The 24908-nt window shown below is 63.0% G+C and carries 22 protein-coding genes; 16 read left to right on the forward strand and 6 right to left on the reverse strand.

Annotated features, from left to right (window positions below; translation table 11 throughout):
- The 13 genes from benR to AC3WLP_RS14695 form a co-directional block, all read left to right on the forward strand.
- The coding region (gene benR / locus AC3WLP_RS14635; protein WP_103340201.1) for a benABC operon transcriptional activator BenR at nt 1–840 on the forward strand (840 nt) is incomplete at its 5' end.
- Nucleotides 841–933: 93 nt separating this feature from the next.
- Nucleotides 934–1746, forward strand: a complete 813-nt coding sequence (locus AC3WLP_RS14640; protein WP_088513206.1) for an RHS repeat-associated core domain-containing protein — start codon at nt 934–936, stop codon at nt 1744–1746.
- Between the two features lie 125 nt (nt 1747–1871).
- Nucleotides 1872–3230 (forward strand): benzoate 1,2-dioxygenase large subunit, encoded by a 1359-nt coding sequence (gene benA, locus AC3WLP_RS14645; RefSeq protein ID WP_004374325.1) that lies wholly within the window; start codon nt 1872–1874, stop codon nt 3228–3230.
- Nucleotides 3227–3712: a benzoate 1,2-dioxygenase small subunit gene (gene benB, locus AC3WLP_RS14650; RefSeq protein ID WP_004374327.1), complete on the forward strand. Its 486-nt coding sequence runs from the start codon at nt 3227–3229 to the stop codon at nt 3710–3712. Before benA ends, benB begins: the two co-directional genes overlap by 4 nt.
- Nucleotides 3713–3784: 72 nt before the next feature.
- Nucleotides 3785–4795 (forward strand): benzoate 1,2-dioxygenase electron transfer component BenC, encoded by a 1011-nt coding sequence (gene benC, locus AC3WLP_RS14655; protein ID WP_012052359.1) that lies wholly within the window; start codon nt 3785–3787, stop codon nt 4793–4795.
- A 193-nt stretch (nt 4796–4988) separates the two neighbouring features.
- The gene (locus tag AC3WLP_RS14660) at nt 4989–5750 is read left to right on the forward strand and encodes a 1,6-dihydroxycyclohexa-2,4-diene-1-carboxylate dehydrogenase (protein ID WP_012052358.1); all 762 of its coding nucleotides are present in this window, start codon (nt 4989–4991) and stop codon (nt 5748–5750) included.
- A 57-nt stretch (nt 5751–5807) separates the two neighbouring features.
- On the forward strand, nt 5808–7136 hold the full coding sequence (locus AC3WLP_RS14665; protein WP_004576273.1) for an MFS transporter: 1329 nt from the start codon (nt 5808–5810) through the stop codon (nt 7134–7136).
- A 29-nt stretch (nt 7137–7165) separates the two neighbouring features.
- Nucleotides 7166–8080 carry a catechol 1,2-dioxygenase gene (catA, locus tag AC3WLP_RS14670; protein WP_004576272.1) on the forward strand — a complete coding sequence of 305 codons (915 nt, stop codon included), beginning with the start codon at nt 7166–7168 and terminating at the stop codon, nt 8078–8080.
- A 145-nt stretch (nt 8081–8225) separates the two neighbouring features.
- Nucleotides 8226–9425, forward strand: a complete 1200-nt coding sequence (locus AC3WLP_RS14675; RefSeq protein WP_088513205.1) for a benzoate/H(+) symporter BenE family transporter — start codon at nt 8226–8228, stop codon at nt 9423–9425.
- 54 nt (nt 9426–9479) lie between these two features.
- A complete protein-coding gene (locus AC3WLP_RS14680) occupies nt 9480–10730 on the forward strand; it encodes an OprD family porin (RefSeq protein WP_088513204.1) in 1251 nt (416 codons plus the stop codon).
- Nucleotides 10731–10804: 74 nt separating this feature from the next.
- Complete coding sequence (locus AC3WLP_RS14685; protein ID WP_088513203.1) at nt 10805–11884, forward strand: metal-dependent hydrolase; 1080 nt, start codon at nt 10805–10807, stop codon at nt 11882–11884.
- A gap of 68 nt (nt 11885–11952) precedes the next feature.
- Nucleotides 11953–12864: a LysR family transcriptional regulator gene (locus AC3WLP_RS14690; RefSeq protein WP_004374343.1), complete on the forward strand. Its 912-nt coding sequence runs from the start codon at nt 11953–11955 to the stop codon at nt 12862–12864.
- Nucleotides 12865–12964: 100 nt separating this feature from the next.
- On the forward strand, nt 12965–13945 hold the full coding sequence (locus tag AC3WLP_RS14695) for an LLM class flavin-dependent oxidoreductase (RefSeq protein WP_088513202.1): 981 nt from the start codon (nt 12965–12967) through the stop codon (nt 13943–13945).
- Between the two features lie 42 nt (nt 13946–13987).
- Here the strand turns inward: AC3WLP_RS14695 and AC3WLP_RS14700 are convergent, their stop codons facing one another.
- The 4 genes from AC3WLP_RS14700 to AC3WLP_RS14715 all read right to left on the reverse strand — a co-directional run bounded on the left by AC3WLP_RS14700 (nt 13988) and on the right by AC3WLP_RS14715 (nt 19288).
- A complete protein-coding gene (locus tag AC3WLP_RS14700; protein ID WP_047602856.1) occupies nt 13988–15085 on the reverse strand; it encodes an alkene reductase in 1098 nt (365 codons plus the stop codon).
- Between the two features lie 95 nt (nt 15086–15180).
- Nucleotides 15181–16191: an aldo/keto reductase gene (locus tag AC3WLP_RS14705; protein WP_088513201.1), complete on the reverse strand. Its 1011-nt coding sequence runs from the start codon at nt 16189–16191 to the stop codon at nt 15181–15183.
- A 72-nt stretch (nt 16192–16263) separates the two neighbouring features.
- Nucleotides 16264–17784 carry an FAD-dependent oxidoreductase gene (locus tag AC3WLP_RS14710; RefSeq protein WP_088513200.1) on the reverse strand — a complete coding sequence of 507 codons (1521 nt, stop codon included), beginning with the start codon at nt 17782–17784 and terminating at the stop codon, nt 16264–16266.
- A 175-nt stretch (nt 17785–17959) separates the two neighbouring features.
- Complete coding sequence (locus AC3WLP_RS14715; protein WP_088513199.1) at nt 17960–19288, reverse strand: MFS transporter; 1329 nt, start codon at nt 19286–19288, stop codon at nt 17960–17962.
- 163 nt (nt 19289–19451) lie between these two features.
- Between AC3WLP_RS14715 and AC3WLP_RS14720 the strand changes: the two genes are divergently transcribed.
- Both AC3WLP_RS14720 and AC3WLP_RS14725 read left to right on the forward strand, forming a co-directional pair.
- Entirely contained in the window at nt 19452–20549 is a 1098-nt protein-coding gene (locus AC3WLP_RS14720; protein WP_014756678.1) for a sugar diacid recognition domain-containing protein, read from the forward strand.
- A 141-nt stretch (nt 20550–20690) separates the two neighbouring features.
- Nucleotides 20691–21830, forward strand: a complete 1140-nt coding sequence (locus AC3WLP_RS14725; protein ID WP_088513198.1) for a glycerate kinase — start codon at nt 20691–20693, stop codon at nt 21828–21830.
- A 19-nt stretch (nt 21831–21849) separates the two neighbouring features.
- On the opposite strand, the gene AC3WLP_RS14730 is transcribed toward AC3WLP_RS14725, so the two are convergent.
- Nucleotides 21850–22749: a LysR substrate-binding domain-containing protein gene (locus AC3WLP_RS14730; protein ID WP_088513197.1), complete on the reverse strand. Its 900-nt coding sequence runs from the start codon at nt 22747–22749 to the stop codon at nt 21850–21852.
- Nucleotides 22750–22876: 127 nt separating this feature from the next.
- On the opposite strand from AC3WLP_RS14730, the gene AC3WLP_RS14735 reads away from it, so the two are divergent.
- Nucleotides 22877–23917, forward strand: a complete 1041-nt coding sequence (locus AC3WLP_RS14735) for an SMP-30/gluconolactonase/LRE family protein (protein ID WP_088513196.1) — start codon at nt 22877–22879, stop codon at nt 23915–23917.
- Here AC3WLP_RS14735 and AC3WLP_RS14740 read toward each other — a convergent pair.
- Entirely contained in the window at nt 23907–24887 is a 981-nt protein-coding gene (locus tag AC3WLP_RS14740; protein ID WP_012052344.1) for a site-specific integrase, read from the reverse strand. The genes AC3WLP_RS14735 and AC3WLP_RS14740 overlap by 11 nt on opposite strands.
- Nucleotides 24888–24908 lie beyond the last annotated feature (21 nt).

The following is a 24908-nucleotide window of genomic DNA, read 5'->3' on the forward strand; positions in this document are numbered from 1 at the left end:
ACCCACCCCCAGGCCAGCCTCAGCCATCGCAAGTTCGCCGAGCTCGACCTGTGCCGTATCAGCTATGGCGGCAGTGTTCGCGTGACGTCGCCCGCGCTGGAAACCATCTACCACCTGCAAGTCTTGCTCAATGGCAACTGCCTGTGGCGCGGGCACAAGCGCGAGCAGCACCTGGTGCCGGGCGAATTGCTGCTGATCAACCCGGACGACCCGGTTGACCTGACTTACTCGGAAGACTGCGAGAAGTTCATCCTCAAGGTGCCGACCCGGCTGCTGGATTCGATCTGCGATGAACAGCGCTGGCAGCGGCCTGATGGGGGCGTGCGGTTCTTGCGCAATCATTACCGGCTGGAGGAGCTGGATGGCTTCGTCAACCTGCTGGCCATGGTTTGCCACGAGGCGGAAGTGAGCGATTCGCTGCCCAGGGTGCAGGGCCATTACAGCCAGATTGTCGCCAGCAAGCTGCTGACCCTGATGAGCACCAATATCCGCCGCGAGAGCCTGAGTGCCCCGCAGGCCGGGCTAGAGCGCATTCTTGATTACATCGAACGCAACCTGAAACTGGAACTGTCGGCTGAAGTGCTGGCAGAGCAGGCTTGCATGAGTTTGCGCTCGCTGTATGCGTTGTTCGACCAGCACCTGGGCATCACGCCCAAGCATTACGTGCGCCAGCGGAAACTGGAACGGGTGCATGCGTGCCTGAGCGACCCGACGTGTGGCGTGCGGAGTGTGACAGAGTTGGCACTGGATTATGGTTTCTTGCATTTGGGGCGTTTTTCCGAAGTCTATCGACAGCAGTTTGGTGAGCTCCCCTCGCAGACCTTCAAGCGACGCTCATAACTGAGCCCATGGGTCGTACCTATTATTTCTGCCAGTTGCGGGCGCACTGGCCCCGACCTACCCTTGATCTTCGTGGATACACGGGAGGTACTTATGCCTGTATTGCGGCAGTTATTTTTCTACTCGGCCGATGGTCTTTCGACAATCGAATGTTCTGATAAACCGTCATTGAGTTTTTTGAGCGCCAACGGACAGGTGCTCGCCCAGAGTGGTAATGAACAGGCCGGGCTTTACGCAACGGACTTACAAAAGTCGGTGCTGGTGTGTGTGGGTGATAAAGTATCTCGGATGAACTATACCGCTTACGGCCATGACATTGACAGCGCCGTTGCGCCATTTTTGCGCTTCAAGGGGCAGCGCAAAGACACTGGACTTGGGTGTTATTTGTTGGGGGATGGATACCGGGGGTTTGGCCCTGTCTTGATGAGATTCAACAAGCCTGACAGTATTAGCCCATTTGGAGCGGGAGGCGTGAATGCCTATAGCTACTGTGGTGGGGATCCGATAAACAGGGATGATCCAAGTGGGCATATGTGGTTCCTTATAAACCTTCCGAGTTTGTTACGAAAACTTATACCCCGTCGGATCAGCGTTCCCAAGTACTTCAGACGCAATTCATTCACACCGCCTCCCGTCGATCGCGAGAATCTTTTTGCAAAAATGCATGAACGACTTGCACAGCACAATGCTAAAGTGCTTTTTAGAGATGGGACATCTCATATGGGGGTCGATGTGGGTGAAGCAGTGTATCGATACACATTTGATCCCAATAGAACGCCAGGCCAAGTGGACTTCATTAGCGGTGTCGCCCTCTCATTGAGGAAGTACAGCGTGCCGGGCTTGACGGACGCGGACAAAATTAAACTCATAGGAATAATCGATCAAGCGGTATTCAGTAAACAATAGCAAATAGCGCCCCAACGGCTGCCCGCTACGGTAAATGGATAGCACTCTGCACAATCCGGATAGCCCCCCGCCAGCCTTCTCCCTAACCTGACCAGGTCTAAACAATAACAAGGGAGACCCTGGCCATGTCCCTGGGATTCGACTACCTCAATGCCATGCTCGAGGACGACCGTGAAAAGGGCATCTACCGCTGCAAGCGGGAGATGTTCACCGACCCACGGTTGTTCGACCTGGAAATGAAACACATCTTCGAGGGCAACTGGATCTACCTGGCCCACGAAAGCCAGATCCCCGAGAAGAATGACTTCCTCACCCTGACCATGGGGCGCCAGCCGATTTTTATCGCGCGCAACAAGGACGGTGAGCTCAATGCCTTCCTCAACGCCTGCAGCCACCGCGGTGCCATGCTGTGCCGGCACAAGCGCGGCAACCGTTCCAGCTACACCTGCCCGTTCCACGGCTGGACGTTCAACAACAGCGGCAAACTGCTGAAGGTGAAAGACCCCAGCAACGCCGGCTACCCCGACAGCTTCAACTGCGACGGCTCCCACGACCTGACCAAGGTGGCACGCTTCGAGTCGTACCGGGGCTTTTTGTTCGGCAGCCTGAACGCCGACGTGAAACCGCTGGTCGAGCACCTGGGCGAGTCAGCGAAGATCATCGACATGATCGTCGATCAGTCGCCTGAAGGCCTGGAAGTGCTGCGCGGTGCCAGCTCGTACATCTACGAAGGCAACTGGAAGCTCACCGCCGAAAACGGCGCTGACGGCTACCACGTAAGCTCCGTGCACTGGAACTACGCTGCCACCCAGAACCAGCGCAAGCAGCGCGAGGCGGGTGACGAGATCAAGACCATGAGTGCTGGCGCCTGGGCCAAGCAGGGCGGCGGTTTCTATTCCTTCGACCACGGCCACCTGCTGCTGTGGACCCGCTGGGCCAACCCGGAAGACCGCCCGGCCTATGAGCGCCGCGACCAACTGGCCGCCGATTTCGGCCAGGCGCGTGCCGACTGGATGATCGAAAATTCGCGCAACCTGTGCCTGTACCCCAACGTGTACCTGATGGACCAGTTCAGCTCGCAGATCCGCGTCGCACGGCCGATTTCGGTGAACAAGACCGAAATCACCATCTACTGCATCGCGCCGAAAGGCGAGAGCGCCGATGCCCGTGCCAAGCGTATTCGCCAGTACGAAGACTTCTTCAACGTCAGCGGCATGGCCACCCCGGACGACCTGGAAGAATTCCGCTCGTGCCAGACCGGCTATGGCGGCGGCACCGGCTGGAACGACATGTCCCGCGGCGCCAAACACTGGGTCGAAGGCGCCGATGAGGCAGCCAAGGAGATTGAACTCGAACCCCTGCTGTCGGGCGTGCGCACCGAGGACGAAGGCCTGTTCGTGCTGCAGCACAAGTACTGGCAGGACACCATGATCCAGGCCCTCAAGGACGAACAGCAGCTGATCCCCGTGGAGGCCGTGCAATGAGCCTGTATGAAACCGTGCGCGACTTCCTGTACCGCGAAGCGCGCTACCTGGACGATGCCCAGTGGGACCAGTGGCTGGAACTGTACGCCAGCGATGCCAGCTTCTGGATGCCGAGCTGGGACGATGACGACACCCTCACCGAAGACCCACAAAGCGAAATTTCGCTGATCTGGTACGGCAACCGTGGCGGCCTGGAAGACCGTGTGTTCCGCATCAAGACCGAGCGCTCCAGTGCGACCGTGCCCGACACCCGCACCTCGCACAACATCAGCAACATCGAGATCGTCGAGCAGGGCGAGGGCAGCTGCCAGGTGCGCTTCAACTGGCACACCCTGAGCTTCCGCTACAAGACCACCGACAGTTACTTCGGCACCAGCTTCTACACCCTCGACTTGCGCGGCGAGCAGCCGCTGATCAAGGCCAAGAAGGTGGTGCTGAAGAACGACTACGTCCGCCAGGTCATCGACATCTACCACATCTGATACAGGGTTTTGCGAGCATTGCCCGGTGCGTCTTGTGACGCGCCGTGGCCCGGCTCGCCCGCGAGGTGCAACATGAGCTACCAGATCGCACTGAATTTCGAAGACGGGGTTACCCGTTTCATTGAAGCCACCGGTCAGGAAACCGTGGCCGACGCCGCTTACCGCCAAGGCATAAACATTCCGCTGGACTGCCGTGACGGCGCTTGCGGGACCTGCAAGTGCAAGGCTGAGTCCGGTCATTATGACCTTGGCGACAACTTCATCGAAGACGCCTTGAGCGAAGACGAAATCGCCGAAGGCTACGTGCTGACGTGCCAGATGCGCGCCGAAAGCGACTGCGTCATCCGCATCCCGGCTTCGTCGCAGCTGTGCAAGACCGAGCAGGCCAGTTTCGAGGCCGCCATCAGCGATGTCCGCCAGCTGTCAGTCAGCACCATTGCCCTGTCGATCAAGGGGGAGGCCCTGAGCCGTCTGGCCTTCCTGCCGGGGCAGTATGTCAACCTCAAGGTGCCGGGCAGCGAGCAGAGCCGGGCCTACTCGTTCAGCTCGCTGCAGAAGGACGGCGAAGTCAGCTTCCTAATCCGCAACGTACCAGGTGGGCTGATGAGCAGCTTCCTGACCAACCTTGCCAAGGCTGGCGACAGCCTGAGCCTGGCCGGGCCGTTGGGCAGCTTCTATCTGCGGCCGATCCAGCGCCCGCTGTTGCTGCTGGCGGGTGGTACCGGGCTGGCACCCTTCACCGCGATGCTGGAGAAGATCGCCGAGCAGGGCAGTGAGCACCCGTTGCACCTGATCTACGGCGTGACCAACGACTTCGACCTGGTCGAGCTCGACCGCCTGCAAGCGCTGGCGGCACGCATCCCCAACTTTACCTACAGCGCCTGCGTCGCCAACCCGGACAGCCAGTACCCGCAGAAGGGCTATGTCACCCAGCACATCGAGCCACGCCACCTCAATGACGGCGATGTGGACGTATACCTGTGCGGGCCGCCCCCCATGGTGGAAGCGGTCAGCCAGTACGTGCGCGAACAGGGCATTACCCCGGCCAACTTCTACTACGAGAAGTTTGCGGCTGCGGCCTGACAGCCCCTCTGATTCAAAGCAATACGCCGACCCTGTGGGAGCGGGCGAGCCCGCGAAGCAGGCAGCGCGGTGGATGGCACGGGTTTCGCCCGTGTTCGCGGGCATGCCCGCTCCCACAGTGATCGCGCAGCCTTTCCGGCTTTGAGCAAGACAATTGCTGCCACAGGGTCTCTCGCGAACTGGAGATTTGCATATGAACAACAGATTCCAAGGCAAGGTCGCCCTGGTCACCGGTGCCGCCCAAGGCATCGGCCGGGGTGTGTGCTGGCGGCTCAAGGCCGAAGGTGCGCAAGTGGTGGCCGTAGACCGTTCCGAACTGGTCCACGAGCTGGCCGGCGAAGGCATGCTCACCCTCACCGCCGACCTGGAGCAACACACCGACTGCGCCCGGGTCATGGCCAGTGCGGTGGAAACCTTCGGCCGCCTCGACGTCTTGGTCAACAACGTCGGCGGCACCATCTGGGCCAAGCCTTTCGAGCACTACGATGTCGAGCAGATCGAGGCCGAAGTGCGCCGTTCGCTATTCCCGACACTGTGGTGCTGCCATGCCGCGCTGCCCTACATGCTTGAACGTGGCAACGGCGTCATCGTCAACGTTTCTTCCATCGCCACCCGTGGCGTCAACCGTGTGCCCTATGGCGCGGCCAAAGGCGGCGTCAATGCGCTCACCGCCTGCCTGGCCTTCGAAACGGCTGGCCGTGGGATCCGCGTCAACGCCACCGCGCCGGGTGGCACCGAAGCGCCGCCCCGGCGCGTACCCCGCAACAGTGCAGCGCAAACCGAGCAGGAAAAGCACTGGTACCAGCAGATCGTCGACCAGACCCTCGACAGCAGCCTGATGCACCGCTACGGCAGTATCGACGAGCAGGTGGGGGCCATTCTGTTCCTCGCGTCCGACGAAGCCTCGTACATCACCGGCGTGACCCTGCCGGTTGGGGGCGGCGACCTGGGCTGAACTGCAACCTCAAGGCAAAAGTTTTCTTCCAAAACAAAAACAAGAGCGACAGATGCCATGCGAACCCTTGATGTACACCCGATCATCGACAATGCGCGCTTTTCCCCGTTTCACTGGATGGTCATGGCCTGGTGCGGCCTGCTGCTGATTTTCGACGGCTATGACCTGTTCATCTACGGTGTGGTACTGCCGGTCATCATGAAAGAGTGGGGCCTGACCCCGTTGCAGGCCGGTGCACTGGGCAGCTATGCGCTGTTCGGCATGATGTTCGGCGCCCTGGCCTTCGGCAGCCTGGCCGACCGCATTGGGCGCAAGAAGGGCATTGCCATCTGTTTCGCCTTGTTCTCGGGGGCGACCATCCTCAACGGCTTTGCCAGCAGCCCGAGCGAGTTTGGCATCTACCGCTTCATCGCCGGCCTGGGCTGTGGTGGCCTGATGCCCAACGCCGTGGCACTGATGAACGAATACGCGCCCAAGCGCCTGCGCAGCACGCTGGTGGCGATCATGTTCAGTGGCTATTCACTGGGCGGCATGCTGTCGGCAGGTGTCGGCATTTTCATGCTGCCGCGTTTTGGCTGGGAGTCGATGTTCTTCGCCGCAGCGGTGCCTCTGCTGCTGTTACCGGTGATTCTTTACTACCTGCCTGAATCCATCGGTTTCCTGGTGCGCCAAGGCCGTATCGAGGAAGCACGCTCACTGCTCAAACGGCTGGACCCGGACTGCGATGTCCAGGCCGATGATGTGCTTCAGGCGGCCGACCGCAAAGGCAGCGGTGCTTCGGTGCTGGAACTGTTCCGCAATGGCCTGGCGATTCGCACCCTGGCACTGTGGGTTGCGTTCTTCTGCTGCCTGCTGATGGTCTACGCCCTGAGTTCCTGGCTGCCAAAGCTGATGGCCAACGCCGGCTACAGCCTGGGCTCAAGCCTGTCATTCCTGCTGGCCCTGAACTTTGGCGGCATGGCCGGGGCAATCCTCGGCGGCTGGCTGGGCGACCGCTACAACCTGGTCAAGGTGAAGGTGGCGTTCTTCATTGCCGCCGCACTGTCGATCAGCCTGCTGGGGGTGAACAGCCCGATGCCGGTGCTGTACCTGCTGATCTTCATTGCCGGCGCCACCACCATTGGTACGCAGATTCTGCTGTATGCCGGCGCGGCGCAGATGTACGGCCTGTCGGTGCGCTCTACCGGCCTGGGCTGGGCCTCGGGCATCGGCCGTAATGGCGCCATCGTCGGCCCGCTGCTGGGCGGTGCGCTGATGGGCATCAACCTGCCACTTCAACTCAATTTCATCGCCTTCGCCATTCCTGGCGCCATCGCCGCGCTGGCCATGGCCGTGCACCTGGCCAGTGGTCGGCGCCACGCCCAGGCCCTGGCGGCGCAGGCCTGAACCGAACAGAACAAGACGAGGTAACCCCCATGACCGTGAACATTTCCCATACTGCCGAGGTACAGCAGTTCTTCGAGGAGGCCGCAGGCTTTGGTAATGCGGCCGGCAACCCACGCCTCAAACGCATCGTGCAGCGCCTGCTGCAGGATACCGCGCGGCTGATCGAAGACCTGGACATCAGCGAAGACGAGTTCTGGCACGCCGTCGACTACCTCAACCGCCTGGGCGGTCGTGGCGAGGCCGGGCTGCTGGTGGCGGGGCTGGGCATCGAACACTTCCTCGACCTGCTGCAGGATGCCAAGGACCAGGAGGCGGGGCGCGTTGGCGGTACCCCACGCACCATCGAAGGCCCGTTGTACGTGGCTGGCGCACCGATTGCGCAAGGTGAAGTGCGCATGGACGACGGCAGCGAGGAGGGCGTGGCCACGGTGATGTTCCTGGAAGGCCAGGTGCTGGACCCGCACGGACACCCGCTGCCGGGTGCCACGGTCGACCTGTGGCATGCCAATACCCGTGGTACCTATTCGTTCTTCGACCCAAGCCAGTCGGCGTACAACCTGCGTCGGCGCATCGTTACCGATGCCCAAGGGCGTTACCGCGCGCGCTCCATCGTGCCATCGGGCTATGGCTGCGACCCGCAGGGGCCAACCCAGGAATGCCTGGACCTGCTGGGCCGTCATGGCCAGCGCCCGGCCCATGTGCACTTCTTTATCTCGGCGCCCGGGTACCGGCACCTGACCACGCAGATAAACCTGTCGGGGGACAAGTACCTGTGGGATGACTTTGCCTATGCCACACGGGACGGGCTGGTCGGGGAGGTGGTGTTCGTCGAAGGGCCGGAGGGTCGGCATGCCGAGCTGAAGTTCGACTTCCAGTTGCAGCAGGCCCAGGGCGGTGCCGATGAGCAGCGCAGCGGGCGGCCGCGGGCTTTGCAGGAGGCCTGATCCACCGAGTGGGCTTTTCGCGGGCATGCCCGCTCCCACAGGTGAAGCCTGTGTAGTCGTTGTGGGAGCGGGCAAGCCCGCGAAGCAGCCAACACCCAAACAAGAGCCCGCCACAAAGGCCGGCCGCTGGCTTGCGAGAAGCTTCATGAAAACGCTGATCAAGGACTGCTCTGTGTCGGCCATCGTCGCCGGCAGCATTGCCACGACGATCTCTTACGCCGGCCCGTTGGTGATCATTTTCCATGCCGCCGAAGCGGCCGGCCTGTCGCACCAGCAGTTGTCATCCTGGGTCTGGGCCGTGTCCATGGGCAGTGCGGTGCTCGGTGCGCTGCTCAGCCTGCGCTACCGCGTGCCGGTAGTGATCGCCTGGTCGATCCCGGGGTCGGCGCTGTTGGTCACCGCCTTGCCGCAACTGGGCCTGGCGCAGGCCGTGGGCGCCTACCTGGTGGCCAACCTGGTCCTGCTGCTGATCGGCATCAGCGGGGCCTTCGACCGCATCATCGCGCGCCTGCCGGGCTCTATCGCTGCCGGTATGCAGGCCGGGATCCTGTTCAGCTTTGGCATTGAGGTGTTCCGCGCCTTGCCGGTGCAACCGCTGCTGGTACTGGCGATGTTCGTCACCTACGTGCTGATGCGTCGGGTGCAGCCGCGCTATGCCGTGGCTGCGGTGCTGGGCGTGGGCATGCTGGTGACCGTGGCCAGCGGTACGTTGCGCAGCGAGGCACTGGTGCTGGAACTGGCCTCACCCCAGTGGGTCACCCCCCAGTTCAGCCTGTCGGCGGTATTCAGCCTGGCGCTGCCGATGGTGCTGGTGGCACTGACCGGGCAATTCATGCCGGGTATGGCGGTACTGCGCAACGCTGGCTATGCCACGCCGGCCAGCCCGCTGATCAGCGCCAGTGCCCTGATCGGAGCGCTACTGGCGCCGTTCGGTTGCCACGGGCTGAACCTGGCGGCGGTTACCGCCAGCCTGTGCACCGGCCATGAAGCCCATGAAAACCCGCAACGGCGTTATGTGGCGGCGGTGGCTGGCAGTGCGTTGTACCTGCTACTGGGCATTGCCGGGGCCACCTTGATGTCGCTGTTCGCCGCCTTTCCCGCCGTACTGATCGCGGCCCTGGCCGGTTTGGCCCTGTATGGCGCCATCAGCGAAGCCCTGGTCCGCAGCCTGGCAGAACCGGCCGAGCGCGACGCCGGGCTGTTCACCTTCCTGGTCACCGCTTCGGGGGTGGCTTTTCTGGGCCTGTCGGCAGCGTTCTGGGGGCTGCTGTTCGGCCTGCTGGCGCACGCGCTGCTGAGGCTGCGCCAGCCACGTGCCCGGGAGGTGCTGCGCCGTACTCCATGAACTGCCGTGTTTCCAACGCTTTACCCATAAAAACAAGATCAAGAGAGCTTCGGAATGAACCACACCCCTTGCGTTGCCCTGGGCCTGACACTGCTCAGCCAGTCACTGCTGGCTGCCGAAGGCGGCTTCTTCGAGGACTCGAAGGCCACCCTGAGTGCCCGTAACTACTACTTCAGCCGCGATTTTTCCGACATTGTCGGGGCCAACAAACAGTCCAAGGCCGAGGAGTGGGCCCAGGGTTTCATCCTCGACTTCAAAAGTGGCTACACCCCGGGCCCGGTCGGCTTTGGCGTGGACGCCCTGGGCTTGCTGGGCATCAAGCTGGACAGCAGTCCAGACCGCACCAACACCGGCCTGTTGCCGGTGCATGGCGACGGCCGTGCTGCCGACGAGTACAGCCGCCTGGCGCCGACCTTCAAGGCGCGGATATCAAAAACCGAACTGCGTGCAGGTGAACTGCAACCGAACCTGCCGGTGCTGACTTTCAGTGATATTCGCCTGTTGCCACCCACCTATCAGGGCCTGAGTTTGAGTTCGTCGGAAATCGACGGGCTGACTATGCAGGCCGGGCACTTGAAAAGCACCCACCTGCGCAACGAAGGTGGCGACGGCAAGATGAACGCGATGCTCGGCCATGTGCCGATGCGACAGGCCGAAAGCGACGCGTTCAACTATGTGGGTGGGGACTATGCGTTCAATGCCAATCAGAGCAGCGTCAGCCTTTGGTACGGTCAGCTGGAGGACATCTACCAACAAGGTTTCGTTGGCCTGAAGCACAGCAAACCCGTCGGGGACTGGGTACTCAGCGCCAACCTGGGTTATTTCACCGCGCGTGAGCAAGGCGATGCGCTGCTGGGCAACATCGACAACCAGGCGTTCTTCTCGCTGTTCACTGCCCGGCACGGCGGGCACAGCTTCCATGCCGGCTACCAGGGCATTTATGGCGATAGTCCGTTCCCACGGGTATTCGCCAACATCTCGCCGTTGGGCAACGAGGTGCCGACCTATGAGTTTGCCTACACCGACGAACGCTCGTACCAGGTGCGTTACGACTACAACTTCGCCGCCATGGGCGTGCCGGGCCTGACAGCGACCGTGCGCTACATAACCGGCAACAATGTCGACACCGGGCTGGGTTACGAGGGGCGTGACCGCGAGCGTGACCTGGATATCGGCTATGCGGTGCAGAGCGGGGCACTGAAAGGGTTGGGGATTCGGGTGAGGAACGCCATGGCGCGCTCCAACTACCGCAGTGATATCGACGAGAACCGCCTGACGCTGGTGTACACCTGGCAGTTGTTCTGAGCCTTTCAGGAGAATTGCGCATCAGGGGTGTATGAGGGTAGCGTGCGGAAACGACTCTTTCAGGAATCCCCACCTTGGACTCCATCACCCAAGCCGTACTCGGCGCGGCGCTGCAAGGGACCGTGCTCGGGCGCATCCAGGGCCGACGCTCGCTGCTGTATGGTGCAGCACTGGGCACGCTACCGGACCTGGATGTGATCATTCGCTATGCCGACCCGGTGTCGCAGATGACTTATCATCGCGGCTTCTCCCACTCGTTGTTCGTGCTCACCGGCCTGGCCTTGCTGTTGGCCTGGCTGGTCAACAAGCGCTGGCCCGGCAAGGGGTATACCTTGCCCAGGCTTTTTTTGGCGTTCTGGCTGGTATTGGTAACCCATCCGGTACTCGACGCCTTCACGGTTTACGGCACGCAGTTGTTCTGGCCTTTGCACGCCACCCCGGAAAGCTGGGCGGCGGTGTTCATTATCGACCCGGTCTACACCGTGCCGCTGCTGGCTGCGGTGGTTTTCACCCTCATGAAGGGCGTGACCCGCAGGGCTACCCGCCTGCTGACCATGGCCCTGGTGTTCAGTACCTGCTACCTGGGTTTCGGCCTGGCGGGGCGCATGGCTGCCGAGCAGCGTTTCCAGTCGGCACTGGACCAGCAAGGTGTCGTCGTGAGCGAGGTACGTGCCGTGCCAATGGCATTCAACAGCCTGGTCTGGCGGGTGCTGGCCAAGACCCCGGATGGCGATTACTACGAAGGCATCAGCAGCGTGCTCGACCAGCAACCACCCGAAATGCAACGCTTGTCGCGCAACCTGGAACTGGCGCAAGCACTGAACGATGACCCGTTGCACCAGCGCTTGCGCTGGTTCACCGATGACTGGCTGCGTTATGACCAGATTGGCGACGCACTGGTGGTCACCGACCTGCGCATGGGGATCCCGGGGAATTATACCTTTCGCTTCAACATGGCTCAGCGCGATCATCAAGGGCAGTGGAGGGTCGGTGTACCTTCGCCGTGGCGAGGCAGCGGGCCTGGCTCGCTGTTCAACGCTCAAGAGCTGATGCTTATCTGGCGACGCATTGTCGACCAGCAGCCGCCACTGCCGCTGGCTAACTGGACCGATCGCTACCTCGGGCAGACGGAAGCTGCAAGGCAGCCCCACTAGATCAGGAACCTTGCATTGCCTGAAATCGCACCCATCTATGGCGGTTCGATCAGCGTCAGGAAAACACCATGGAACCCAACCGCTTCGGCGACATCGCCGCTTTCGTCAGCGCCGCGAAGGCCGGTAGCTTCACCGCTGCGGCTGCCAGCCTGGGCCTGACGCGTTCAGCGGTGGGCAAGAGCATCGCCCGCCTGGAAGCCCGCATGGCGGTGCGCCTGCTCAACCGCACTACGCGCAAGCTGAGCCTGACCGATGAAGGCCTGGTGGCGTTCGAGCGCTGGCGGCAGATTCTGGATGACCTGGACGAGGTCGAAAGCACCATGGCCCTGCGCCGCGGCAAGCCCACCGGCACCCTGCGCCTGACCGCACCGCTGTCGCTCGGGCAGCGCCATGTATTGCCTATCCTCGACCAGTACCTCAAGCAATGGCCCGAACTGCGGGCGGATATCCGCTTCACCGACCGTTTCGTTGATCTGGTCGAAGAGGGCGTGGACGTCGCCGTGCGCATCGGTGCACCTAAGGAAGACTCGCAATTGCTGACGCGCACCGTCGCCTGGCAGCAGTTCGTGACCTGTGCATCGCCTGCGTATCTGGAGAAGCGCGGTGTGCCGCAGATGCCCGGCGACCTCTACGGCCATGACAAGATTGCCTTCCTGGCGGGCGAGAAGGCCATGCCCTGGCGCTTTCACACAGAAGCGGGGCTGCACCTGTGCGAAGATCCCGGGCGGCTGAACATCGACAGTTCCGAGGCCATGCTTGACGGCGCCCGGGCCGGTTTCGGCCTGATTCACCTGCCGACCTATATCACCGGTGACGACCTGCGCGCTGGCAATCTGGTGGAGGTACTGCACGCCTACCGACCCCCGGCAGACCCCATTCGCATCGTCTACCCAAGCAAGCGCCACCTGTCCCCTCGGGTACGCGGCTTCATCGACTTGTTGGTGGCCAGCTGGGAGCCGGGCGTGCCTTGGGAATACTGATTGGGGAATGCCAGGCCCCTATGCCGGGCCTGAAACCGGGTTTATCGCTGGCGGCGCAGCATGGAAACTGGCAGCCACTGATAATCCCTCTGGAGACCCCATGACTGCACTGTCCGTACTGGATCTGGTCATGATCGGCGAAGGCAAGACCTTCGCCGATGCGATCGAAGAATCCCGCCAGCTGGCGCGGCATGTCGAGCAACAGCACTACAGCCGCTACTGGATCGCCGAGCACCATGACATGCCGGGCATTGGCTCGGCTGCCACGTCGCTGGTGATCAACGAAATCGCCAACGCCACCCGACACATTCGTGTGGGTGCTGGCGGCATCATGTTGCCCAACCATGCGCCGTTGGTGGTGGCCGAACAGTTTGGCACCCTCGATACATTGCACCCGGGCCGTATCGACCTGGGCCTGGGCCGTGCGCCAGGCACGTCCGGGCCGACCGTGCGTGCATTGCGCGGCGCCGCGCCAGAGCGAGATTTCAGCCAGGACATCGCCGAGCTGCGTGATTACCTGGCGGACAACGGCAAACGCCGGGTGCGCGGCGTACCGGGTGCGCACGATGTGCCGGTGTGGATCCTCGGTTCCAGCCTGTTCGGTGCTGACCTGGCGGCGAAGCTGGGCCTGCCTTATGCCTTCGCCTCGCACTTTGCCCCGCGTTACCTGCTGCAGGCCATTGCCCATTACCGCGCCAACTTCCAGCCTTCCGCGCAACTGGCCAAACCCTATGTGATGGTTGGCATGAACCTGTTCGCCGCTGCCAGCGATGCTGAGGCGCACTACCTGGCCAGCTCCCACCGCAAGTGTATGCTGGACCTGCATGTCGGGCGCTTTGGCTTGCTGCCCAAGCCGCAAGAGGGTTACATCGAACGCTTGCCGGACCACGAGCGCGCCGTGCTCGAGCAGGTGATGGCCTGCACCGTAGCCGGAGGGCCTGAACGGGTGAGGGAAGGGCTGCGCTCGCTGATCGAGCAGACCGGGGCGGACGAGCTGATGATCGACTGCCGCATCCATGACCCGCTGGCGCGGCAGCGGTCACATGCCTATGCCGCGCAGGCGCTGGCTGAACTGGGCTGACACGACAAAAACCGGGCGCCCGCAAGAGCGCCCGTTTTTGCATCAAGCCTGCTTCAGGAACGGATAATCCGTATACCCTTCAGGCCCATTGGCGTAATCGAACTTCGCCCGGTGCTCATTCAGCGGCGCTTGCAGCCGCAGACGCTCCACCAGGTCGGGGTTGGCAATGTAGGCGCGCCCGAACGCCACGGCATCGATCAAACCCCGCCCGATGAGGTCTTCGCCTTTCTCGGCGGTATAGGCACCGGCCGCGATGATCACCCCGGGGTAGGCGGCGCGAATGGCCTGGCGGAACTCGTCACGCAGTGGCTTGCCACCGGCCCAGTCCGGCTCGGACAGGTGCAGGTAGGCGAGGTTTCGCTTGGCCAGTTCGCGGATCAGGTACAGGCCGGCGGCTTCCTGGTCTTCGCCATTGTCCACACCATTGAAACCACCCAGCGGGAACACGCGAATACCGACCCGGTCGGCGCTCCAGTTGGCAATGGCCGCATCCACCGCCTCCAGCACAATGCGCGCACGGTTTTCAACGCTGCCGCCGTAGCGGTCTTCGCGCTGGTTGGCACTGGGGGTGAGGAACTGGTGCAGCAGGTAACCGTGGGCGGCGTGCAACTCGATGAAGTCGAAACCGGCTTCACAGGCATTGATCGCGGCCTGGCCAAAGTCAGCGACGATGTCAGCGATCTCCGCTTCGCTGAGCGCCCGGGGTGCGGAGGTTTCCACGCGCGTCAGGTTGCCTTGCGCGTCACGCAGGGTGGTGCGTGCGTCCGCCGGCAGCGCCGAAGGGGCCACGGGTGCCTCGCCGCCAGGTTGCAGCGAGGTATGCGACACCCGCCCGGTGTGCCACACCTGCACGGCGCTGTGGCCGCCATCGGCATGGATGCCTTGGTTGATGTGCTTCCAGGCAGCGATCTGTTCGGCGCTGTGAATGCCGGGCGAGCCAGAATAGCCCTTGGCCTGGAAGGAGATTTGCGTGGCTTCAGTGATGATCAGGCCAGCACTGGCGCGCTGACGGTAGTACTCGGCCATCAGCGCGGTGGGTACATCACCCGGCTCCAGGCTGCGCAGGCGGGTGAGGGGGGCCATGAATACGCGGTTGGGTAGGGTCAGTGGGCCGATTTGCAGCGGTTGCAAGAGTTTCATTGCAGCTCCAGAGGTGGAAAACCAATGGTGCGCACGATACCGAGGTGATTGGGGAAAGGGGGGACCGGGAGCCCGGCTCAGGGCTCCCCAATGCGTCAGCTGCGCGCCAGCCGCCCACTCACATAATGCGCCACGTCATTGAAGCCCGGCGTGGACGCATGCCCTGGCGTTACCAACGAATCGATGAACGCCTCATCCTCCGCGGTAATCTTCACCGCCAATGCGCCGCCATAGGTATCCCACTGTTCCTCGGTCCGCGGCCCGACAATCGCCGAACTGACCCATTGGTTATTCAACACCCAGGCAATGGCGAATTCGACAATGCCCACCCCCTTGGACTCTGCATACGTCTGAATCTGCCGGGCAATGGTCAGCGACTCCTGGCGCCACTCCACTTCCATGATGCGTTTGTCCTGCCGCCCTGCGCGGCTGCCGGCATCCGGCACCGCGCCCGGCGCATACTTGCCACTGAGCACGCCCCGGGCCAGCGGGCTGAAGGGTACGACGCCCAGACCATGGGCGGCGGCGGCCGTGAGCTGTTCGGGCTCGGCCTGGCGGTTGACGATGTTGTACAGCGGCTGGCTGACTACCGGCCTGGGCACACCAAGGCGCTCGGCAACATGGCAGACCTCGGCAATGCGCCAGCCACGGAAATTGGACACCCCCCAGTAGCGGATCTTGCCCTGGCGCAACAAGTCGCCAATGGCCTGCACGGTCTCCTCCAGCGGTACCTTGTGGTCTTCGCGGTGCAGGTAATAGATGTCCAGATAGTCCATACCCATGCGGGTCAGCGTGGCATCCACGGCATTGAAGATGTGCTTGCGCGACAACCCGCTGCGGTTAGGCAGGCCGTCGGCCGGGCCGAAGCCGACCTTGCTGGCGACGACCCAGTCATGGCGATGGCGCGCCACGGCTTCACCGACGATTTCTTCCGAGCGCCCGGCGTTGTAAACGTCGGCGGTGTCGATGAAGTTGATGCCTTGGTCCCAGGCCTTGTCGATGATGCGCAGGGCATCCTCGGTACGGGTCTGCTCGCCGAACATCATGCTGCCCAGGGTAAGGGCGGAAACCTGCAGGCCACTGTGGCCGAGGGGGCGGTAGATCATGCGCGTGGGTCCTTATGCAGTCGGCTGACCTACCTGTTTTACACACAACCGGGAAGCATTGAAAGGCACCCCTCAGCCAATGAGCGCCAAAGCCTCCTGCAGGCTCAAGGGGCGCTTCAGGCGTTGCGACAGCGTCGCCATGGCATCGGAGTAACCCTTGGCGATAACGGCCTCGACGCGTTCATCCACACACTGCAGGGCAACAAAATCGCCGTTTTCCGGGTCACCGACGAAATCGATCCGGTTCCAGTCTCTGGCATGGCCTAGCACTTCATAGGTACGGCCATGCTGGTAGGTCCAAAAGAACGGTACATCGGCATAACGGCGTTGTTCGCCAAGCATGTTGGCGGCGGCGATCACCCCGTGTTGCTGGGCCAGGCGCCAGTGCTCGATGCGCACCGGGCGCCCCGAGAGCGGGAACGTGGCAATGTCACCGGCGGCCCACAAACCGTCAGCTGCGCGCATTTCGGCGTCGACCCTCACCGATTTGTCTTCGCCAAGCGGCACCCCTTGAAGGAACGCGGTGGCGGGTTTTACCCCGGTGCCGAACAGCACCAAGGGGGTCTGCAGCCGTTCACCATTGGCCAGTTGCACCACTTCGACCTTGTCCTGGCCTTCGATCCGCTCGACCTCGGTGGGGCCGTGGAAGGTGATGCCTTTTCGTTCATGCAGCGCGCGAATGCAGCGCCCGATACGCTCGCCCAACTGTCGGACCAGAGGGACTTCGTGGCGCGAGACCACGTGCACCTGCACGCCATACTTGCGCAATGCCGAGGCTGCCTCCAGGCCGATGAAGCCGTCACCGACAATGACCACCGGTTGGCCAGGCTCGGCTGCGTCGAGCAACTGTGCAGCATCTTCCAGTGAGCGGAGGGTGAACACCCCGGGCAGGTCGGCACCGGGAATGTCTGGGCGCAGTGCTTGACCGCCGGTTGCCAGCAGGCAGGCGTCGTAATCGATCTGCTGACCATCGGCGAGGGTGACCTGGCGCTTCTGGCTGTTCAGGGTGCGCACCTCGCCGTGCTTGCGCTGCAGTTGGCCCTTGCGCAGGGCGTCGGCTTCGAGCAGCGCGGGGACCTCATCGGGCGGCATCTGCCCGGCAATCACGAATTTGCTCAGTGCTGTGCGATCGTAGGCCGGCTGGCGCTCCTGATCGATCCATACCAGCCTGCCCGCGAAGCCATGAGCCAGCAGGGTGGCGACGGCGGCGCTGCCGGCGGCACCGGCGCCGACCACCACGAAACAGCGGGCATCGCTGTGCCTGGGCGGTTCGCTTGCCGGCAGGGGCTGGTCATCGACCCAGATTTCATCGCCCTTGATCCATGCCTTGTAGCGGCGCAGGTCGGCGAGTGCAGGCGGCTCACAGACCACGCCGTCGTCAACGGCGAACGCAGCTTTGTGCCAAGGGCAGACCAGCAAACCACCGCAAACTACGCCTTCATCAAGGGGGGCGCCTGCGTGGGGGCAGTTGCCCTGGTAGGCGTGTACCTGATCGCCTTGGCGGATGAGGATGAGTTCTTCGTTGCCGGCCTGGACGCGCAGGGGGCGGTGTTCGTCGAGCTGGGCCAGGCGGGCCACGGCGTACTGGGTCATGGGGCTTCTCCAAAGGGGCCTTTGGAACCATTTGACGCCTGGGGCGGGAAGGGGATGCGTTGAGCTGACGATCGGTGGCGGGTGTGGATTTGGTGCGGCTTGGGTGGGCCTCATTGCAGGCTTGCCCGCGCCCACAGGCTTGAAACTTGTGGGCGTGGGCAAGCCTGCGAATGCCTCAACTCACCCGTGCAGTACTCAGCGAACCCGCTCGCATTACACGCAAGGCCACCAGGCTACCCAGTACGATCAACGCGGCGAGCGAATACAGTGCGGCATCGGTTGAACCGGTCTGGTCCTTGATGAACCCGACCAGGTACGGGCTGAGGAACCCTGCCATCTGGCCCACCGAGTTGATGATCGCCAGACCTGCCACGGCGGCACTGGCACTGAGCAGCGCAGTCGGCATTGGCCAGAACATCGGCAGGCCGGTAAGCGCACCCATGGTGGCGATCGACAAGCCAAGAATGGCAATGCTCGGGTTGCCGGCGAAGTTCACCGCAATCAGCAGGCCGACGGCGCCCATCAGCATTGGCACCACCAGGTGCCAGCGGCGCTCGTTGCGCAGGTCGGCCGAGCGCCCGCAAAGGATCATGAACACACCTGCCAGCAGGTACGGGATGGCGCTGAGCCAGCCGATCAGCAGCGGGTTGTCGAAGCCCATGCTCTTGATGATCGAGGGTAGCCAGAAGTTGATCGCGTATACGCCGCTTTGGATGCAGAAGTAGACGAAGCCGAAGGTCCAGATCAGCGGGTTGGTCAACACGGCCAGCACGCTGTCGCTGGTGGTGCTCGGTTTGCTTGCAGCATCGGCCTGCAGGTCGGCAGCGATCAGTTGACGTTCAGCCGGGCTCAGCCAGGCGGCTTTCTGGTAGCCGTCACTGAGCAGGAACACCGCCAGTACGCCCAACGCCACGGTCGGCAGGCCCTGGATCAGGAACATCCACTGCCAGCCGGCCAGGCCGTGCTGGCCGGCGGCGAAGTGTTCGAGGATCCAGCCGGAGAACGGCCCGCCAAGCAGGCCCGATACCGGGATCGCCGACATGAAAAGGGCCATGATGCGGCCGCGCCGGGCCGCCGGGAACCAGCGCGAGAGGTACAGCACCACACCCGGGAAGAAGCCGGCTTCGGCAGCGCCGGTGAGCAGGCGCAGGGTGTAGAACTCGGTAGGGGTGGTGACGAACAGCAGGCAGGTGGACAGGCTGCCCCAGGCGATCATCATCAGCGCGATCCAGCGCCGTGGGCCGAAGCGATTGAGGGCCAGGTTGCTTGGCAGGCCACACAGTACATAGCCGATGAAGAAGATGCCGGCGCCAAGGCCGTACACCGTTTCGCTGAATTTAAGGGCGTCGAGCATCTGCAGCTTGGCAAAGCCGACGTTGACGCGGTCCAGGTAGTTGAACAGGTAGCAGATGAAAATGAACGGAATCAGCCGCAAGGTGATGCGCCGGTACAGCGCGTTGCGGGTGGTGTCCGTGCCTTGGTCAGGGGCGGGGCTGTGTGCCATGATCGGGTTCTCTGTTGTTATGGTTTTCGCCGCGTCGCCTGTTCCGGCGCTCGCCCTGACGAGTCTCGGGGACTGCGGCTAGCCTGTCTTTGTGCTTTTGCACAGCGCTTGGCCCAGGCTGCTGTGCCCGAGCCCAAAAGCCAAACACCTAAAGGACCCCGCAATGTTCGAACTCGACCATGACCTGGCGCAGGATATCGTTGACCGGGCAATGGCCATCTTGCCTTGCAACGTCAATGTCATGGACAGCCAAGGGTTGATCCTGGGCAGTGGTGAGCCTGAGCGCATCAACACCCGTCACGAGGGCGCGCAGCTGGTCTTGGCCAATGGCCGGATCGTCGAGCTGGATACCGACGCGGCCAAGTGCCTGAAGGGCGTGCAGCCCGGAGTGAACCTGCCATTGATGCTCGATGGGCGGCTGATGGGCGTGTTAGGCCTGACCGGCGACCCGCAGCAGGTGCGCACGTATGGCGAGCTGGTGCGCATGACCGCCGAAATGCTGCTGGCCCAACGCAATTTACAGGCTGACCAGCAATGGCGAAGGCAGCGCTGTGACGACCTGCTGGCGCTGTTGCTCGGCGGCAGCGGTAACGCCCCGCGCTTGCTGGACGAAGCCCGTCAGTTGGGCTTGAAACCTCAGCTGGCGCGGATACCGTGCCTGTTCGAGATTACGTCGGGGCCACCTGCCGAGGCGCTGGCCGCATGGTTGATGAGCCGTTATCCGGATAGCTGGTGCGTCAGCCCGGCCCGCCAGTCGTTGCTGTGGTGCCGCCCGGCAGGCGTGGCACTGGATGAACTGCGCCTGCTGGAACGCCTGCAACGCCACGGCTGGGACATTGAGCGACTGGCCCTGGGCAGTGCAGCGCAGAGCCTGGAGCAGTTACGCCGTGGTTACCGCCGGGTGCGTGACTTGCTGGCCTATGGCCGCGAAGTATTGCCCCGCGAACGATTGCTCAGCCTGCAGCGCTACCGGCTGCCGGCGCTGCTGTGGCGCCACCGTAACGACGATGCGCTGGACGAGCTGCTGGAGCCGTTGCAACGCATCCGCGCCAAGGACAGCAGTGGGCAGTTACTCACCACCCTGCGCGCCTGGTGTGCACATGACGGCCAAAGCCAGTCCTGTGCCGATGCCCTGGGCATCCACCGCAACAGTCTGCGCTATCGACTGGAGCGAATAGCCGAGCTGGGTGAGGTCGACCCGCTGCGCCTGGAAGGGATGCTTAGCTTGTATCTGGGGTTGCAGCTGTTGCCAGCTGACTGAAGTATTCACTTGCCGGCGATTGGGCCAGTACAGGCAAAAAGGCATCTGCCCAAACAACCCGGCCGGCGTTTTGTGCATTTGACCGAGGCCACCTGGGCAGCCACCTGTCAGCATGCCGCTCATCAGGACAGGAGAAACCCCATGAAAATCGTGATTGCCCCCGACTCGTTCAAGGACAGCCTCGACGCTGCCGGTGTCGCCCGCGCCATCGCTGCGGGCCTGAGCGAAGCGTGGCCCGAGGCTGAACTGGTCGAGTGCCCAATGGCCGACGGTGGCGAAGGCACCATGGAGGCGATCCTGGCCGCCAGCCAGGGTGAACTGCGCCGCCAGGCCGTGCGCGGGCCATTGGGGCAGCACGTCGAGGCCGGCTGGGGCTGGTTGCCGCAAAGTCGCACCGCAATCATCGAAATGGCCCAGGCCAGTGGCTTGCAACGGGTGCCAACCGGCCAGCGCGATGCTTGCCGCAGCAGCACCTGGGGGACCGGTGAGCTGATTGCCGCAGCCCTCGACGCCGGCGCTCAGCGTGTGGTGCTGGCCATCGGTGGCAGCGCCACCAACGATGCCGGCAGTGGCATGTTGCGAGCGCTTGGCCTGCGCCTGCTGGATGCTGACGGGCAAGCGCTGGAAGAGGGCGGCCTGGCCTTGGCCAAGCTGGCCCGTATCGACGCCAGCGGTCTCGACCCGCGCCTGGCCGGGGTGCAGTTTGAAGTCGCGGCGGATGTCGACAACCCATTGTGTGGCGCCAACGGCGCATCGGCGATCTTCGGCCCGCAGAAAGGTGCCAACCCGCAGCAAGTGGAGGCGCTGGACCACGCGCTGAATCATTTTGCCGACCATTGTGCGCTGCTGTTGGGCGCGGATGTGCGCGATTACCCTGGTTGTGGTGCGGCCGGTGGCATGGGCTTCGCTGCCCGGGCATTCATGGACGCGCAGTTCCGCCCTGGGGTGGAAGTCGTGGCTGAGCTGGCTGGCCTTGACGCCCTGGCACAAGGGGCAGATCTGGTGGTGACGGGCGAGGGGCGTTTCGATGCCCAGACACTGCGCGGCAAGACGCCGATGGGGGTGGCGCGGGTTGCCAAGCGCCATGGCGTGCCGGTGGTGGTACTGGCCGGGACCTTGGGGGAGGGGTATCAGCAGTTGTATGCCCATGGGGTCGACGCTGCATTTGCACTGGCCAATGGACCGATGAGCCTGGAGCAGGCGTGTGCAAATGCTGCCGAGCTGTTGCAGGCCAGGGCTTGTGATATCGGTCGGCTGTGGCGCTGCGCGAAGCGAGGCTGAACACCCTGTAGAAATGGCCTTATTGCTGTGTCTCGAACATGGCAATGAAGTTGGCCAGCGCTGGCGAAGCATTCTGGGCGTTCCATTTCATGTACAGCCCAAGCCCTGGGGGTGGCTGGTCATCGATAGGGCGGATGGGGCAAAACTGCACGCGTTCGCGCGGGGTTGAGCGGACGAAGGACGCCGGCACCAGGGCCACGCCAAAGCAGCAGGCCACCAGACCCAGCAGGGTGTGGATCTGCGCCGCCTCCTGCACGACCTTGGGGTAGAACCCGGCCGATTCGCACAACGCAACCAACTGTGCGTGGTAGCCGCCGCCCAGCGCTTGCGGGGTGAACACGAAGTCCTCATCGGCAAATTCGCGCAAGTCGACGGCCTCGTGCCGCGCCTTGGGATGGCTGGCGGGCAGCGCCATGACGATCTGCTCGTCAAGCAGCAAGCGTGCCTCCAGGGTGCCGGCCGGCAGTGGTAGCCTGCGCATGAAGCCGATATCCGCCTCACCAGCCAGCAAGGCCTTGGCCTGGGAGGCGGATGGCATCTCGCGGATGGTCAGCTGCACGTTCGGATAAGTCTCCCGAAAGCGGCGCAAGCGGTTGAGCAGCGAGTCGTAATAGGCGATGGAAATGGCCGTGATGGTCAATTTGCCGCTGACCCCCGCCGAAACGCTGCGCGCGTACTCGATCCCTTGTTCCAGTTCAGCAAGCGTGCGGTAGGCGGTGTCGAGAAACGCTGCACCCGCTGCGGTCAGGCGCACCCCGCGCTTGTTGCGCAGAAGCAGGCCGAAGCCGAGCTTTTCCTCAAGCCGGTTGATCGCCTGGCTCAGCGGCGGTTGCGCCATGTGCAGGCGCTGGGCGGCCTTGTGAAAGTGCAGCTCTTCGGCCACGGCGATGAACTGCCTGAGCAAACGTGTTTCGATCATCCAGCATTCCTGCAGCGCGGCGACTCAGCGGTGATATCCATGGGATATCAAAGTTGCATGCTTTTAATATTAAGTCATTGATTTTTTTGTTGATATCGTAAGAAAGGAGAATTGAAGGTAGCCAGAAATGCCCGTTACTCATCTGGCCGGTGCGCTGTGCCATCCCACTGATTGCACCTTGCGCACCAGCATTAGCCAGCACATCGCCACGCGCTTCAACGAATACAGCAGTGTCAGCTACCCTCGGGACCTCGGCCGTGTGCAGGTGGCCGAGCGCTGGCGCCGCATCAAGGAATGCAATTACGTGCCGGTCAAAGTGGCCAACACGCGCGCGGACCTTGGTGAAAGCCTGGTCTGGGATGAACGCAGTGGCGTGCTGTACTTTGTCGATATCTCTGGCGGGCGCATCAACGGCCTGACACCCGATGGCGAAGTCGATTGCCTTTACGAGTCTGCCGCGCGTATTGGCGCCCTGGCGCTGACCGACCGGGGTAACCTGATTTTCACCGAGGATGCCAGCGTGGCCATCTTCGATGTGCCAGCACGCAAGGTCAGCCAGCATTCGGCATCAGTGCATCCGCGCTCGACTTACCGCTTCAACGACGGCGCCTGCGACCCGCAGGGACGCTTCGTCACCGGCCTGATGGACGAGGCCCTCAGCGGCAATACCGGGGCGCTCTTTCGTTTTGACTGGCAATTGAGCGACCAGGTGATCCACGATGACATGGCTTTGCCCACCGGCCTTGCCTGGTCTCAGGACGGCCACACGGTGTACTTCGTCGACTCGGCGGCGCGTGCGATCTACCGCGCAGAATACCTCATCGAAGGCCGGCTGGGCGCTGTTACGCTGTTTGCCGAAACCCCCGCCGAACTGGGCCGGCCGGATGGCCTGGCGCTGGACCGCGACGGCGGGCTGTGGGTGTGCCAGTACCATGGCAGCTGCCTGCTGCGCTACGACCGCCACGGGCACCTGACCGACCAGGTGTTGATGCCAGTACCGTGCCCCACCAGCTGCTGCTTTGGCGGGCCCGGGATGAACACCTTGTACATCAGTACCGCGCGTTACGACATGACGCCAGAAGACCTGCACCATTATCCGGACGCTGGCGACCTGTATGCCATTCGCCCGGAAATTGGCGGCGTCGCCAGGTACAGCTTCAAGGAATAAGCGGTTGCACCTGACTGGCCGGTAGCACGGCCAGATCGCCAAAACGCTGCGCCGAGTCGATGTAGCGCAGCGCCGACTTGGCGTCTTTCCAGCCCACATAGCTCATCAGCGACTTCAGTTCCCAACCATTGGCCGTGGCCCAAGTGGCGAAGCCACGCCGTAGTGAGTGGCCGGTATACAGTGCCGCCGGCACCCCGGCGCGTTCCAGCATGCGCCGCAGCAGGCCCACCAGGCTGTTGCTGTTGAGCGCGTTGTCGCCAAGGTTGCCCCAGCGGTCGAGTTTGCGGAACACCGGCCCATGGGCAATACCGGCGACTTCAAGCCATTGCAGGTAGGCAGTGACAGGGCATAAGGCCTTGAGGGCAGGGGTGCGGTGCTGTACGCCCAAGGCTTCGCGGTCGCCCTTGCTGCGCGGCAGGAAAAGCGTGATGCCGACACCGGCTTGCGCCTGGATGTGTTCGATGCGCAGGCGTGCCAGCTCATCGCCGCGAAAACCACGCCAGAAACCCAGCAGCAGCAATGCGCTGTCACGATGAGCCCGGCGCAGGGCTGCCAAGTCATGGTGCTCGCGGGCTTGTCGGGCTTCTTCTTCAAAACACGCTACAGCGGTTTGCAGATGTTGCAACAACAGCGGGGCAGCCTGCTTGGGCGGCGTCGGGTGCAGGGTGCGGATGCCGCGTAGCACCTGACGTACCAACGGCGCCTTGGTCGGATCGGGGAAACCTTGGGCGACGTGCCATTGGCTGAGCGCGGCCAGGCGTTGACGCAGGGTGCTGACTGCATGCTGGTCGGCATGATCGGCTAGGTAGCGGGCGATACTCTCGGCGGTGGCCGGGAGAAAGCCGCCCCAATGGCTTTCGAAGTGCTCGATGGCGGCCTGGTAGCTGCGCCGGGTGTTGTCACGGGTGGCGGCGCGAAGGTAGCGCTCGATATCGGTCATGGTGCGGGTGTCGGTGTGTGATCGGTACACGATAAACCGAAATGCGTTGCC

The sequence above is a fragment of the Pseudomonas sp. FW305-E2 genome, from assembly GCF_058782925.1.

Bases quoted from the DNA above. Each gene is read 5' to 3' on its own strand.
- benC (WP_012052359.1), top strand. From the start codon at position 3,785: ATGAGCTACCAGATCGCACTGAATTTCGAAGACGGGGTTACCCGTTTC.
- AC3WLP_RS14735 (WP_088513196.1), top strand. From the start codon at position 22,877: ATGCCCGTTACTCATCTGGCCGGTGCGCTGTGCCATCCCACTGATTGC.
- AC3WLP_RS14695 (WP_088513202.1), top strand. From the start codon at position 12,965: ATGACTGCACTGTCCGTACTGGATCTGGTCATGATCGGCGAAGGCAAG.
- AC3WLP_RS14715 (WP_088513199.1), bottom strand. From the start codon at position 19,288: ATGGCACACAGCCCCGCCCCTGACCAAGGCACGGACACCACCCGCAAC.
- AC3WLP_RS14675 (WP_088513205.1), top strand. From the start codon at position 8,226: ATGAAAACGCTGATCAAGGACTGCTCTGTGTCGGCCATCGTCGCCGGC.
- AC3WLP_RS14725 (WP_088513198.1), top strand. From the start codon at position 20,691: ATGAAAATCGTGATTGCCCCCGACTCGTTCAAGGACAGCCTCGACGCT.
- AC3WLP_RS14720 (WP_014756678.1), top strand. From the start codon at position 19,452: ATGTTCGAACTCGACCATGACCTGGCGCAGGATATCGTTGACCGGGCA.
- AC3WLP_RS14710 (WP_088513200.1), bottom strand. From the start codon at position 17,784: ATGACCCAGTACGCCGTGGCCCGCCTGGCCCAGCTCGACGAACACCGC.
- AC3WLP_RS14665 (WP_004576273.1), top strand. From the start codon at position 5,808: ATGCGAACCCTTGATGTACACCCGATCATCGACAATGCGCGCTTTTCC.
- catA (WP_004576272.1), top strand. From the start codon at position 7,166: ATGACCGTGAACATTTCCCATACTGCCGAGGTACAGCAGTTCTTCGAG.
- AC3WLP_RS14640 (WP_088513206.1), top strand. From the start codon at position 934: ATGCCTGTATTGCGGCAGTTATTTTTCTACTCGGCCGATGGTCTTTCG.
- AC3WLP_RS14680 (WP_088513204.1), top strand. From the start codon at position 9,480: ATGAACCACACCCCTTGCGTTGCCCTGGGCCTGACACTGCTCAGCCAG.
- benB (WP_004374327.1), top strand. From the start codon at position 3,227: ATGAGCCTGTATGAAACCGTGCGCGACTTCCTGTACCGCGAAGCGCGC.
- AC3WLP_RS14660 (WP_012052358.1), top strand. From the start codon at position 4,989: ATGAACAACAGATTCCAAGGCAAGGTCGCCCTGGTCACCGGTGCCGCC.
- AC3WLP_RS14705 (WP_088513201.1), bottom strand. From the start codon at position 16,191: ATGATCTACCGCCCCCTCGGCCACAGTGGCCTGCAGGTTTCCGCCCTT.
- AC3WLP_RS14690 (WP_004374343.1), top strand. From the start codon at position 11,953: ATGGAACCCAACCGCTTCGGCGACATCGCCGCTTTCGTCAGCGCCGCG.
- benA (WP_004374325.1), top strand. From the start codon at position 1,872: ATGTCCCTGGGATTCGACTACCTCAATGCCATGCTCGAGGACGACCGT.
- AC3WLP_RS14700 (WP_047602856.1), bottom strand. From the start codon at position 15,085: ATGAAACTCTTGCAACCGCTGCAAATCGGCCCACTGACCCTACCCAAC.
- AC3WLP_RS14730 (WP_088513197.1), bottom strand. From the start codon at position 22,749: ATGATCGAAACACGTTTGCTCAGGCAGTTCATCGCCGTGGCCGAAGAG.